The sequence below is a fragment of the Paenibacillus glucanolyticus genome, assembly GCF_037333485.1.
GTDB lineage: Bacteria > Bacillota > Bacilli > Paenibacillales > Paenibacillaceae > Paenibacillus_AQ > Paenibacillus_AQ glucanolyticus.
Genome location: NZ_CP147845.1, coordinates 4,711,902 through 4,724,998, shown reverse-complemented (window position 1 = coordinate 4,724,998; position 13,097 = coordinate 4,711,902). Strand labels below are relative to the sequence as shown.

10 protein-coding genes are annotated in these 13,097 nt (G+C 51.2%); all 10 read left to right on the top strand.

What is annotated here, in order from left to right:
- Window positions 1-17 precede the first annotated feature (17 nt).
- The 10 genes from WDY75_RS22280 (at window position 18) to murD (ending at window position 13,096) form a co-directional block, all read left to right on the top strand.
- Window positions 18-1,286, top strand: coding sequence for an adenosylhomocysteinase (locus tag WDY75_RS22280; RefSeq protein ID WP_063478965.1), 1,269 nt, complete (start codon window positions 18-20; stop codon window positions 1,284-1,286).
- 208 nt (window positions 1,287-1,494) lie between these two features.
- Complete coding sequence (mraZ, locus tag WDY75_RS22275; protein ID WP_006209069.1) at window positions 1,495-1,932, top strand: division/cell wall cluster transcriptional repressor MraZ; 438 nt, start codon at window positions 1,495-1,497, stop codon at window positions 1,930-1,932.
- Between the two features lie 75 nt (window positions 1,933-2,007).
- Window positions 2,008-2,961, top strand: a complete 954-nt coding sequence (rsmH, locus tag WDY75_RS22270; RefSeq protein ID WP_036637877.1) for a 16S rRNA (cytosine(1402)-N(4))-methyltransferase RsmH — start codon at window positions 2,008-2,010, stop codon at window positions 2,959-2,961.
- Window positions 2,962-2,993: 32 nt separating this feature from the next.
- The gene (locus WDY75_RS22265; RefSeq protein WP_063478966.1) at window positions 2,994-3,410 is read left to right on the top strand and encodes a hypothetical protein; all 417 of its coding nucleotides are present in this window, start codon (window positions 2,994-2,996) and stop codon (window positions 3,408-3,410) included.
- Window positions 3,411-3,428: 18 nt separating this feature from the next.
- Complete coding sequence (locus tag WDY75_RS22260) at window positions 3,429-5,690, top strand: penicillin-binding transpeptidase domain-containing protein (protein WP_063478967.1); 2,262 nt, start codon at window positions 3,429-3,431, stop codon at window positions 5,688-5,690.
- An 86-nt stretch (window positions 5,691-5,776) separates the two neighbouring features.
- The gene (locus WDY75_RS22255) at window positions 5,777-7,720 is read left to right on the top strand and encodes a stage V sporulation protein D (RefSeq protein ID WP_063478968.1); all 1,944 of its coding nucleotides are present in this window, start codon (window positions 5,777-5,779) and stop codon (window positions 7,718-7,720) included.
- 60 nt (window positions 7,721-7,780) lie between these two features.
- On the top strand, window positions 7,781-9,268 hold the full coding sequence (locus WDY75_RS22250) for a UDP-N-acetylmuramoyl-L-alanyl-D-glutamate--2,6-diaminopimelate ligase (protein ID WP_006209073.1): 1,488 nt from the start codon (window positions 7,781-7,783) through the stop codon (window positions 9,266-9,268).
- Window positions 9,265-10,683, top strand: coding sequence for a UDP-N-acetylmuramoyl-tripeptide--D-alanyl-D-alanine ligase (murF, locus tag WDY75_RS22245; protein ID WP_063478969.1), 1,419 nt, complete (start codon window positions 9,265-9,267; stop codon window positions 10,681-10,683). Before WDY75_RS22250 ends, murF begins: the two co-directional genes overlap by 4 nt.
- Window positions 10,684-10,687: 4 nt before the next feature.
- A complete protein-coding gene (mraY, locus tag WDY75_RS22240) occupies window positions 10,688-11,653 on the top strand; it encodes a phospho-N-acetylmuramoyl-pentapeptide-transferase (RefSeq protein WP_063478970.1) in 966 nt (321 codons plus the stop codon).
- Between the two features lie 3 nt (window positions 11,654-11,656).
- Window positions 11,657-13,096, top strand: a complete 1,440-nt coding sequence (gene murD / locus WDY75_RS22235) for a UDP-N-acetylmuramoyl-L-alanine--D-glutamate ligase (protein WP_063478971.1) — start codon at window positions 11,657-11,659, stop codon at window positions 13,094-13,096.
- Window position 13,097 lies beyond the last annotated feature (1 nt).

The window sequence follows — 13,097 nt, the reverse complement described above, 5'->3', positions numbered from 1 at the left end:
CACGGGAGGCTGTTAATATGAGCTCATCATCAATACAAACCAGCAATATTACCGACTTGAAACTGGCACCGGAAGGCCATCTGAAAATTGATTGGGTGCAGGCGCATATGCCGGTACTGAACCGGGTGCACGAGCAGTTCGAACAAGAACAGCCATTCAAAGGCTTGAAAGTGGCCATTTCCTTGCATCTGGAAGCGAAGACAGCTTACCTGGCAAAGGTCATTCAGGCTGGCGGAGCTGAAGTGACCATTACCGGCAGTAATCCGTTGTCTACGCAAGACGATGTATGCGCCGCGCTGGTAGAAGACGGAATCACGGTGTTTGCCAAGTATAATCCGGATCCGGCAGAGTATAAGCAGCACCTCATTTCAACTCTGGAGACAAGACCGGATTTGATCATTGATGATGGCGGGGATCTCGTAACAATACTCCACTCGGAGCGCACGGATCTGCTTGAAGGAATCCGGGGTGGTGCCGAAGAGACAACAACAGGAATCCTGCGTCTGAAGTCCCTTGAAAAAGAAGGCTCTCTGAAATTCCCGATGGTCGCTGTAAATGATGCGTATTGCAAATACTTATTTGATAACCGGTACGGAACCGGACAATCGGTATGGGACGGAATCAACCGGACAACAAATCTGGTTGTTGCAGGCAAAACCGTCGTCGTTGTAGGGTATGGCTGGTGCGGCAAGGGCGTGGCTATGCGCGCTAAAGGTCTTGGCGCCAACGTCATTGTGACCGAGATTGATCCTATTAAGGCGGTTGAGGCTTACATGGATGGCTTCCACGTTATGCCGATGCGTGAAGCAGCGAAGCTGGGAGATTTCTTCGTCACGGTGACAGGCAACCGGGATGTAATCAGCGGGGAAGATTTCGATGTCATGAAAGACGGAGCGATCCTGTCGAATGCCGGTCATTTTGATGTAGAAGTCAATAAGCCGGACCTCACGGAACGTTCCAAGTCGGTTCGTACGGTTCGACGCAATATCGAGGAATATCATCTGAACGATGGCCGTAAGATTTATCTGCTTGCAGAAGGCCGCCTTGTGAATCTTGCGGCAGGAGATGGGCATCCCGCAGAAATCATGGATATGACGTTTGCGCTTCAGGCGTTGTCGCTTAAACATGTGAATGATCAATACCAGCGTATCGGTAACCGTGTCGTTAATGTTCCATACGAATTGGATCAACAGGTTGCATTATATAAACTGGAAAGTCTAGGTATCCAAATTGACAGCCTGAGCGATGAGCAGAAATCCTACTTGGACAGCTGGGCTCAGCACTAATACCGCAGCAGCTTTAGATCATTTGCAAACCTCCTTTTATTCCCAATGAGGAATGAAAGGAGGTTTTTTGTGCGGTGGTTCTGAGAGAAAGTTCCAAAAAAACAAATGCATCTTTGAAGGAATTTGATTCTTGACGCCGAATCTATTATCCTAAAGTGGTGGAAAGTGGTGCAAAGTGGGGAATCGGGGTTAAGGAGTGGAATGCCTGATGTTCATGGGGGAGTTTCAGCATAGCATCGACGATAAGGGGAGAATCATTATCCCTGCTAAATTTCGTGACCTCCTGGGCAATTCATTTATCGTAACCCGCGGTTTGGATAACTGCCTCTTTGTATACCCCCGAGATGAATGGGCCATCATGGAGCAGAAGCTCAAGTCCCTGCCGCTCATGAAGTCGGATGCACGCGCATTTACCCGGTTTTTTTTCTCCGGGGCGACGGAATGTGAATGGGATAAACAGGGAAGGGTAAATTTGCCGGGCAATTTGCGCGAGTTCGCCAAGCTCGAGAAAGAATGCGTCGTCATCGGCGTATCGAGCCGAGTGGAGATCTGGAGCAAGGAGCAGTGGCAAAATTACTATCAGCAGTCGGAGGAAACATTTAACGACATTGCTGAGAAGCTGGTAGACTTTGATTTTGATCTATGACCGGCATGTGAAACTTTGTAAATGGACAAGTATTACTTAAAAATCATGAATGAGAAACAATGGAGGGCTGCAGCTTTGTTCCATCACATCACAGTGCTTAAGCAAGAAGCGACAGAAGGGCTGCGCATCAAACCAGACGGTATATATGTTGACTGTACGCTCGGGGGAGCAGGGCACAGCTCGCTCATTGCTTCCCAACTAAGTTCGAATGGCCGGTTAATCGCACTGGATCAGGACGACTGGGCATTGAACAATGCCAGGGAAGTCATGAAGCCTTACGTGGACCGGATTACCCTTGTCAAAACTAACTTTCGCGATCTGGAGGAGGTGCTCCGAAGCGAAGTGGGAGTTGACGAGAACGGGCAGCCACAAGTTGACGGTATACTGTTCGATTTGGGCGTATCTTCTCCGCAATTCGATGAGGGGGAGAGAGGGTTTAGTTATAATCATGACGCCCCGCTGGACATGCGGATGGATCAATCCGCTGAGCTTACGGCAGCCAAGATTGTAAACGAATGGCCGGAACAGGAAATCGCACGAATATTGTACGAATACGGCGAAGAAAAATTTTCAAGGCGAATTGCGAAGGTTATTGTGGAAAGAAGGGTACAGGGTCCTATTCACACAACCGGAGAGCTTGTCGAAATGATAAAGGAAGGGATTCCAGCCGCAGCTCGGAGAACGGGCGGCCACCCAGCTAAACGCAGCTTTCAAGCGTTTCGCATTGCGGTAAATGATGAGCTCGGTGCATTCAAAGACGCGCTTCACCAAGCCGTGAGATGTCTTGCACCAGGTGGTAGAGTCTCCGTCATCACTTTCCACTCGCTCGAAGATCGGATATGCAAACAGATATTCAACAGTTACATTCCCAAGTGCACGTGCCCTCCTGATTTTCCGATGTGTGTATGTGGAGGCGGCCAAGGTGACCTGAAGCTGGTTAACCGTAAACCGCTCATCCCCTCAGCGGAAGAGATTGAGAGTAATCCAAGAGCACGATCGGCGAAGCTGCGGATTGCGGAGAAACTGTAGAACGTAAAATCCCTGAAGAAGGAGAATCAGCCATGGCTTACACGCGCGGCAATTTAGCCGTACAGGAGAGACAGAAGGAAACGCAGCAGCAGTCCGCTTATCTCGAGAAGACGAAAGTCATTAAACGTCGTTCCCAGCTTCCCCAAAAAGAAAAGCTGCTGTATTTGTTGTCCGTGGTGTTCGTGGTTGTTGTCATGGGCGTCATCGGCATGAGCCATGTTCATTCTTATGATTTGAACCGACAGATTCATGATACGGACAATAAGATAGTAGAAGCGAAACGGAATATCAATCAGCTTCAGGTTGAGAAGCAGACACTGGAGACGCAAGTATTGGAGAAGGCCAAAGAGCTTGGTTATGTGCCTATTGAGGATGACAACGCGATCCATCTATCACCCGTCTCGGGATCAACCGGGACACAGGATTCAGACTCGGGACAAAATGATTGAAGTGTGAGGTTTTGACCGATGATAAAAAAAATTAAACTGCGTACCGTGCTAATAGGGGGATGTATAACCCTCTTTTTTGCTTTATTGATTGGTCGGGTGTTTTGGCTGCAGGTCATTGACAACGATTTTTGGAAGGAACAAGCCGTGTCGAAATGGTTGCGCAAACAGGACCTTCCCGCAACGCGCGGGACGATTATGGATCGGGACGGCGATATCATGGCCATGGATGCCCCTGCGTTTACGGTTGTTCTGAACCCGGCCGTCATTCAAGCTAACGGCTTGGAGAACGAGGTGGTAAAGGGGCTGCATGAAATTCTCGGCAAGGATGAGGATGAGCTCCGTAAACTGGTCAAGGCCAAAAATGAAAAAGGTGAGTACCTCCAGGGCCGGGAAGTCCGCAATGAAGGATGGAAAATCGATCAGGAGAAGAAGGACGAGGTTAAAGAATTTAGTGATGGCTTGAACCAAAAATTAAAGGCTGCCGGTAAAGTGGCGGATTCGGGCATCGGCTTTCAAAGAGAGTCAAAACGCTATTATCCCCAGAAGACATTGGCTGCGCATATCCTGGGATATACCGAGCGTCAGGGTAAGGCTGTCGGGGGTATTGAGCAATACTATGATGAGGATCTGAAGGGAACCGACGGATTCGCTGCGTACAAGAGCGACAAGAAAGGGATCAAGCTCCCGAGCGAGGATGAGTTATACCAGCCTGCGATAAATGGGAAAAATTTAGTGCTGACGATGGACGATACAATCCAGTATTATATCGAGGAAGCGATGCGCGAGACGTATAACCAGTATAAACCAATCAGTATGACGGTGATCGCGGCGGATCCGAACACGATGGAAATACTGGGAATGGCCAATATGCCAACTTTTGATCCCAATACATATTCGGAATGGAATCAAAAGAATTTTAATAATCATGCTGTGCGGTCCATATATGAGCCGGGATCGACCTTCAAGATTGTAACGCTGGCCAGTGCCGTGCAGGAGAAGCTGTTTAACCCGGGTGCCATTTATCAATCTGGATCCATAAGAGCGGGGGGAAGAACCCACCGCGACATTAACAGCGTAGGGTGGGGTCCAATCACCTACTTGGAAGGCGTGAAGAAGTCGAGTAACGTCGCTTTTGTAAAATTGGGCTACGAAATGCTCGGTAAGGAGCGATTTACGAACTATATTCGGGATTTCGGGTTTACGGAGAAAACGAATATCGATCTCCCGCATGAAGTTTTGGGTACCTTGAATATGACTTATGATTCCGATATTTCAACCATGACCTACGGTTATGCCGTATCTGTAACGCCTATTCAACAGATTGCGGCCATTTCGGCCGTTGCCAATGGAGGCAAGCTCATGGTCCCTCATATGGTGAAGGAGATCGAAGATCCCAACACGGGCAAGGTTCAGAAAATTGAGCCGGAAGTTGTGCGGCAGGTCATCACTCCTGAAGCTGCAAGAGAAACAGGGACATACCTTGAACAGGTCGTAGCTGATCAAGTAAATGGTACAGGGAGACGGGCGTATATTGACGGCTACCGTGTTGCGGGCAAAACCGGTACGGCCATAAAATCCGGTGGCGGATACAAGGATCGTTCGAAACAGGTGGTTTCCTTCATCGGGTACGCTCCGGTTGAGAATCCGAAAATTGCCGTGCTGGTCATTATCGACGAACCGAACGTGGAAAAGGGCGGCGGTGCGCTGGCGGCACCTATATTTAAAGAGATTGTCTCCAAAACATTGAATTATTGGGGCGTTCCCAAATCGAACAGTACACCGGATAAAGAAAAATCGAATCCAGTGACGTCTGCGAAGGATTCCCTTGAGGCACCAGACTTTACGGGGATGAAGCTCAGCGAAGTAAAAGCTAAACTCCTAAAGGATGGAGTAGCATTTGAGACTTTAGGCAATGGGAACATGGTGAAGGAGCAATACCCGCCTCCAAAAGCTACCGTTAGTGCAGGACAGCGTATTTATCTTCTTACAGAGGATAGTCCGACGATGGAAATTCCGAATTTAGAGGGCGAATCGCTAAGGGATGCAATGGAAGTGCTCACCTTGATGAAAGTAAAGGTTAACGTTCAGGGCGAGGGCTACGTTGCTTCCCAACTGGAAGCCAAGGAGAATGGTCAGCGAATCGTGCAATTAACACTTAAATCCGCGGAGGAATTGTTAACAGGAACCGATACCCCGGAGGATGAAGCCGAGCCTCCTGCGGATAACGAAGCCGGAGCAACCGGCGAAGGTGAAACTGAAGGTAAGGCAGACGGGGAATAGCTTGTTCTAACCCAAGGTTGTCCCGAATACTCATGTGAAGAACGCATTTCATGAGCTTTCGGGTTCAAACGGGGAGGGAAGCTTAGGTGAAAGTATCCAAGGTATCTCAGCGGAGACGGCTGCTCTGGAGCCTGCTGCTGCTGCTCCTGCTATTCTCTGCACTGATCATCAGACTAGCCTATGTGCAGATCGGGAAAGGTGCGGAGCTGTCGGCGAAGGCGGAGGATCTGTGGCGCCGTGATATTCCGTTTGCGGCACAGCGTGGCGAAATACTGGACCGTAATGGGACCGCACTGGTTACGAATATAACAACACCGACCATTTGGGCGATTCCTGTACAAGTCAAGGATCCGGACCATACAGCCAAAACATTGGCAGGGCTTATTGGCATGAATGAAGCCGATATCAAGAAGAAGATTACCAAACGTTCGAGGTTGGAACGGATAAATCCCGGTGGACGAAAAATTACGATGGAGCTGGCTCAGGAAATTCGTGATTTGAAGCTGCCGGGTATCGTTGTTGCTGAGGATAACAAGCGCTATTACCCCTATGGCGATCTGGCCGCCCATATATTAGGATTTACGGGGGCCTACAGCCAGGGACTTACCGGCCTTGAGGCCAAACATGAAGACAAGCTGAAAGGGTTCGATGGCGGAATATCCTATCTGTCCGATGCAGGCGGCAGAATCATGCCCGGCTCTTCAGAAAAATACGTGGAGCCTCGTGACGGACTGAATTTAGAGTTAACGATTGATAAATCGATTCAGTCCATCATGGAGCGGGAGCTGGATCAGGCCATGGTGAAGTATCAGGCCAATGGAGCCTGGTCAATTGCCATGAATCCCAAGACAGGAGAGATATTGGCGATGGCTAGCAGGCCGGGATACTCACCTGCCAGCTACCAGGATTTCTCGGCCGAGACTTATAATCGCAACTTACCGATCTGGATGACCTATGAGCCGGGCTCGACGTTCAAGATTATTACACTTGCTGCTGCGCTCGAAGAGGACAAGGTGGATCTGAAGAACGATCACTTTTTCGACGGTGGTGCCGTGGAGGTTGGAGGAGCGAGACTGCGCTGCTGGAAAAAAGGCGGTCATGGCAGCCAAACCTTCATGGAGGTTGTGCAGAACTCCTGTAACCCGGGCTTTGTGGCATTGGGCCAGAAACTGGGTAAGGAAAGTCTGTTCCAGTATATCCGCGATTTTGGCTTTGGAGCGAAGACGGGCATTGATTTGAACGGAGAAGAGAACGGAATCCTGTTCAAGCTTGATAAAGTCGGGCCTGTTGAGCTGGCCACAACGGCGTTTGGCCAAGGGGTATCGGTTACACCGATTCAACAGGTTGCGGCAGTATCTGCTGCCATTAACGGAGGTAAATTGTTCAAGCCGCACGTAGCCAAGGCGTGGATCAATCCGGAGACGGGGGAGACGGTTGAGGAAATCGAGCCGGAGCTCGTCCGACAAGTAATCTCGGAAGAAACATCCAAGCAGGTGCGCGAGGCGCTGGAAAGCGTCGTAGCCAAGGGAACCGGTCGCCCGGCTTTCATCGACGGCTATCGAGTCGGCGGGAAGACAGGAACCGCCCAGAAGGTCATTAATGGACGCTACTCGTCAACGGAGCATATCGTATCCTTTATCGGGTTTGCACCTGCGGACGACCCTGAGATCGTGGTCTACACAGCCGTTGACAACCCGAAGGGCATTCAGTTCGGTGGCGTCGTGGCTGCTCCCATCGTGCAGAACATTCTGGAGGATGCACTGCACTACATGAATGTTCCGCCGCGTAAAGATCAGCTTGCCCGCGAGTACAAATACGGCGAGACACCAACGGTGACCGTGCCGAACCTGGTCGGGGCGACGGTTCAGGATTTGTATGAGGATCTGAATATGAATTTCATGCTGGCTAGGTCCGGGACCGGCAATACGGTCATTTCCCAGGCGCCAAAGCCGGGAAGCCGGGTGGAGCGAGGCTCTACCATTCGGATTTATATGGGTGAAGACCCCGAGGAATCGAAACACGAACATTAATGGCATCATCCAGCCGGCAAGCGGGTCGGATGATGCAGATATATAGAGAGAGGGATAACAATGAAATTGAAGCAATTATCATCCGTGTTGGCTGCTGCTGTGATCGATGGATCCGGAGATGTTGAAATTACGGGGATTGAAACGGACTCCAGACAAGTGAAACCGGGGGATTTGTTCATTTGCTTGCCGGGTCATACGGTAGATGGACATCTGTTTGCTGCCCAGGCCGCGGAGAAAGGCGCAGCCGCACTCGTCGTTGAGCGTAAGCTCGAGGTTGATCTTCCGCAGGTTATCGTAAAAGACAGCCGTTTTGCGATGGCAGGCTTGGCTAACACCTTTTTCGATCAGCCGAGCGCCCGCATGAAGATGATCGGTGTAACCGGAACGAACGGCAAGACCACTACAACGTATTTGATTGAGACGATCATGAACGACCACGGCCTGAAGACCGGACTGATCGGAACGATTCAGATGAAATACGGCAATCAGTCTTTCCCGATGCCGAGAACGACACCGGAGGCACTGGAGCTTCAGCGTTACTTGAACGACATGGCTAACGCAGGCACCGAGTGCTGTGTGATGGAGGTATCCTCGCATGCACTTGAGCAGGGCCGGGTGAAGGGGACGGATTTCCGGACCGCCATATTCACGAATCTGACGCAGGATCATCTGGACTATCACCACACCATGGAAGAGTACCGCGGAGCGAAAGGGTTATTTTTCTCCCGGCTGGGCAACGCTTTTGCCAAGGATGAAAAATCGCGCAAATATGCAGTATTGAATGCGGATGATGATGCTTCCGCTTATTTTGCCAAGATTACCGCTGCCGAAGTAATTACTTACGGTTTGGGAGAAGATGCGGATGTGCGGGCCAGCAACATATCGATCACTGCTCAAGGCACCTCGTTCCATGTGGACACATTCCGTGGCAGCGCAGATATTTCGATTCGCATGGTAGGGAAGTTCAATGTATATAACGCGATGGCAGCCATCGCTGCAGCGCTTCTCGAGGGCGTGCCGCTTGAGGACATCAAGAGCAGCCTGGAGTCCGTTCCCGGAGTGGATGGACGCGTGGAGGTTGTGGATGAGGGCCAGCCGTACGCTGTAATCGTGGATTATGCGCATACGCCGGACGGTCTCGAAAACGTGCTTCGTACCGTTAATGAATTCGCGGAAGGCCGTGTGCTCACGGTATTCGGCTGCGGTGGTGACCGGGATCGGACCAAGCGGCCGATCATGGGCAAAATTGCCGCGAAATATAGCGATGTTGTATTGGTGACTTCCGATAACCCGCGTACCGAGGACCCGGATTTGATTCTGAAGGATATCGAAGCCGGCTTGATTGAGGACGGAGTGGCAGCAGAAAGCTACAATCTCATTGTTGATCGCAGGAAGGCGATTGAAAAGGCTATTGAAATGGCAAGCCCGGGCGATGTAGTATTGATTGCGGGGAAAGGTCATGAGACCTACCAGTTGATTGCGGGCGAAGTGCTTGATTTTGACGACCGCATCGTAGCCAAAGACGCGATAAGGGGCAGACAAAAGTGATCCATAAATCATTAAAGAGCATCGCCGACCTGTGCGGCGGCACGCTCTCACGTAACCAAGATGCCAACATCATCATTCAAGGAGTCGGTACTGACTCCCGAACCATACAGCCTGGCAATCTGTTTGTTCCGATTGTGGGCGAGAAGTTTGACGGACACGAGTTCGCCGAAAGCGTGCTTGCAAGCGGAGCGGGCGCGGCGTTCTGGCAGCGGGATCATCAGCCTGTTCCCGATCTGCCGCTCATTCTCGTTGAGGATACATTGACGGCGCTTCAATCGCTGGCTGCGGCGTATTTATCGGAGACCAGTGCGAAGGTGGTCGGAATTACCGGCAGCAATGGTAAAACCACGGTTAAGGACATGGTGTCTGCGCTGCTAGAGACCACGTATAAAGTGCACAAGACACAAGGCAATTACAACAACCATATCGGACTTCCGCTGACCGTACTGGCCATGAAAGAAGATACCGACATCATCGTGCTTGAGATGGGTATGAGTGGACGGCATGAGATCGAACTGCTCTCGACCATAGCACGCCCGGATATGACCGTGATTACCAATATTGGCGAAGCCCATATGCTGCAGCTCGGTTCCCGGGAGGAAATCGCTCGCGCCAAGCTGGAGATCATCAGCGGCATGAAGCCAGGCGGATTGCTGATCTACCATGGAGACGAACCGTTGATCGATCAGGTGCTTGCGGAAGAGTCTACGGTGAAGCCGGAGGGGTTGAACATCTTTACGTTTGGGAATCAGGAGACTAACGACGATTACCCCACTGGATTGATGTTTCATGCCAGAGGCATCATCTTCACGTCGAACCGACATGCAGGAGAAGGCTTCAGCCTGCCGCTTCTCGGGCGTCACAACGTGGTTAACGCACTCGCGGCGATGGCGGTTGCCGCTCATTTGGGTATCGGCGATGAAGCCATTCGCAGCGGGTTTGCCAATTTGAAGCTGTCCAGCATGCGAATTGAAGCGGTGGAGACCCCGTTTGGGGTTACTGTGCTGAACGATGCCTATAATTCAAGTCCGACGGCGGTCAAGGCGGCTGTGGATGTGCTGGGCGATATGAAAGGCTATCGCAAACGGATCGCCGTTCTCGGGGACATGCTGGAACTTGGTCAGCGGGAAGAGGAGTTCCACGCGGAGATAGGAGACTATTTATCTCCGGACAATGCGGATCTTGTGTTTACCTACGGGCCGCTGTCGGTTCATACGGCGGAGAGAGCAAAGCTGCGCTTCCCTGATGGGGCCGTGCTTTCCTTCACCGATAAAGAGAAGCTGATTGCATCTGTGCTTGAGCACGTATCCGAGAAGGATATCGTATTAGTGAAAGCCTCGCGCGGTATGAGGCTGGAGCACGTGGTCGATGCTTTGAAGGCCCTGCCTGGCGGCAACAACGGAGTGAGGGGGTGAGCTGATGGATTTTCAACTGCTGTTACTGACGATCGGTGTAGCGTTTATACTTGCGGTAATTTCGGCTCCGCTTCTCATTCCGCTGCTGCGGCGGATGAAGTTCGGCCAGCAGGTCCGGGACGACGGACCACAGAGCCACTTGAAAAAAGCGGGGACGCCAACGATGGGCGGCGTAGTCATCCTGCTTGCTTTTACGCTGACTTATATTAAATTCTCGCCTGTCGATACGGATTTCTACGTGCTGATCGTAGCGACACTCGGCTTCGGGCTGATCGGATTTCTTGACGATTATATTAAGATCGTATTTCGCAGGTCATTAGGACTCACGGCCCGGCAGAAGCTGTTTGGACAGCTTCTGTTTTCCGGTATTATGTGCTGGCTGCTAATCTCCAATGGACATAGCACTGCTATCAGTGTGCCGGGCATCGACTGGTCCTTTGACTGGGGACCTTGGTTCTACTATCCGTTTATCGTCATCATGATGCTTGCCATCAGCAATGCCGTCAACTTCACGGACGGATTGGACGGTCTGCTGTCCGGTGTCAGCGCGATTGCTTTTGGAGCCTATGCGATTGTAGCCATCCAGTCGACCACGTTTGCAGCGGCATTCTGCGCGGCGGCGATGATCGGTGCGGTGCTGGGCTTCCTCGTATTTAACGCACACCCCGCAAAGGTGTTTATGGGAGATACGGGATCTCTGGGAATCGGAGGGGCTATTGGTGCGATTGCCATCGTAACCAAGAGCGAGCTGCTATTCCTGGTTGTCGGCGGGGTATTCGTCATAGAGATGCTGTCGGTCGTGCTTCAGGTTGCCTCATTCAAAACCAGAGGCAAGCGTATATTCAAAATGAGCCCGATCCATCACCATTACGAATTGTCCGGATGGTCGGAGTGGCGCGTAGTCATTACATTTTGGGCCGTGGGACTGATACTTGCGGGACTTGGACTTTATATCAACAAGGGGTTGTAACATATGAAGCAGCTAGATGATTATCGGGATAAAAAAGTCGTTGTGCTGGGTTTGGCCAAAAGCGGAGTGCAGGTAGCTAAGGTACTGCATCAGGCCGGAGCCTCGGTCATCGTTAACGATAGAAAGGAAAGAGAACAGTGTCCTGAAGCTTCGGAGCTCGAGGCTTTGGGTATTTCTGTTATTTGTGGTGGACATCCCGATGACCTGATTGATCCCGGTGTGGCGCTTCTTGTCAAAAATCCCGGGATTCCGTATTCCGTCCCTCCTGTCCGGAAGGCGCTTGAGCTGGAGATACCGATTGTGACAGAAGTCGAGGTGGCCTATCACCTGTGTGAAGCGCCGATCATAGGGATCACGGGCTCCAATGGCAAGACAACGACAACAACTTGGGTGGGCAAGCTGCTGGAGAGCGCAGGACTGTCACCGATTGTAGCCGGAAATATCGGCACGCCTCTGTCCGAGGCAGCTGCGGAAGCAACTCCGGACAACTGGATGGTTGTAGAGCTGAGCAGTTTTCAATTAAAAGGAACAGAAGAGTTCCGGCCGCGCATTGCTTGTCTTCTCAACATTGCGGAGACACATCTGGATTACCATGGCGGAATGGACGATTATATCTCCTCCAAGGCCAGGCTGTTTGTCAATCAGACTGCGGATGATACCGCTGTGCTCAATTGGGATGATCCCGTGTGCAGAAATCTTGTCCCGTATATCAAGGCGCGCATTATTCCTTTCTCGATGACTGAGACCCTTCGCGAAGGGGTTTACCTTTCGACGCCGTATGCTCCGGGTTCGCAGGATTCGGATGATGATGAGGGTGATGTAGGGCGCACGATTATTTATACAGACGGTGAAGGTTTTACGCATGAGATCATCCGTGTGGAGAACATCGGACTGCCTGGGAGATTCAATGTGGATAATGCCTTAGCTGCTTGTGCGATCGCCATTGCAGCCGGAGTTGCGCCTGATCAGTTGGAAGGTGCTTTGTCCAGCTTCCGCAGTGTCGAGCACCGTCTTGAATTTGTTGCCGAGCTTCAGGGGATTTCCTATTACAACAACTCCAAGGCAACCAACTCCAAAGCAACGAATATGGCTCTGACCTCTTTCAAAGAACCTATCATATTGATTGCAGGTGGGCTTGATCGGGGTTCGGATTACGAGGATTTGATTCCTTCCATGCAAGGAAGGGTGAAAGCTGTCGTACTGATTGGCGAAACGAAGGAGAAAATCGCGAATGCTGCAGCCAAAGCGGGATTAAAGGACATCATACTCGTCGATAATGGGAAGGACGCCGCCGCAACCTTGACCTCGGCTGTCCGGAAAGCTTCTGAACTTGCGGAGAGCGGAGACATTGTTCTTCTATCTCCCGCATGTGCGAGCTGGGACATGTTTCCTTCCTTTGAGGTACGAGGAAGCATTTTTAAAGAGGCGGTGCATAACCTTTAAG

Coding starts and splice junctions, on each gene's coding strand:
- mraY (WP_063478970.1), top strand. CDS start 10,688: ATGGATTTTCAACTGCTGTTACTGACGATCGGTGTAGCGTTTATACTT.
- mraZ (WP_006209069.1), top strand. CDS start 1,495: ATGTTCATGGGGGAGTTTCAGCATAGCATCGACGATAAGGGGAGAATC.
- murD (WP_063478971.1), top strand. CDS start 11,657: ATGAAGCAGCTAGATGATTATCGGGATAAAAAAGTCGTTGTGCTGGGT.
- WDY75_RS22250 (WP_006209073.1), top strand. CDS start 7,781: ATGAAATTGAAGCAATTATCATCCGTGTTGGCTGCTGCTGTGATCGAT.
- WDY75_RS22280 (WP_063478965.1), top strand. CDS start 18: ATGAGCTCATCATCAATACAAACCAGCAATATTACCGACTTGAAACTG.
- WDY75_RS22265 (WP_063478966.1), top strand. CDS start 2,994: ATGGCTTACACGCGCGGCAATTTAGCCGTACAGGAGAGACAGAAGGAA.
- WDY75_RS22260 (WP_063478967.1), top strand. CDS start 3,429: ATGATAAAAAAAATTAAACTGCGTACCGTGCTAATAGGGGGATGTATA.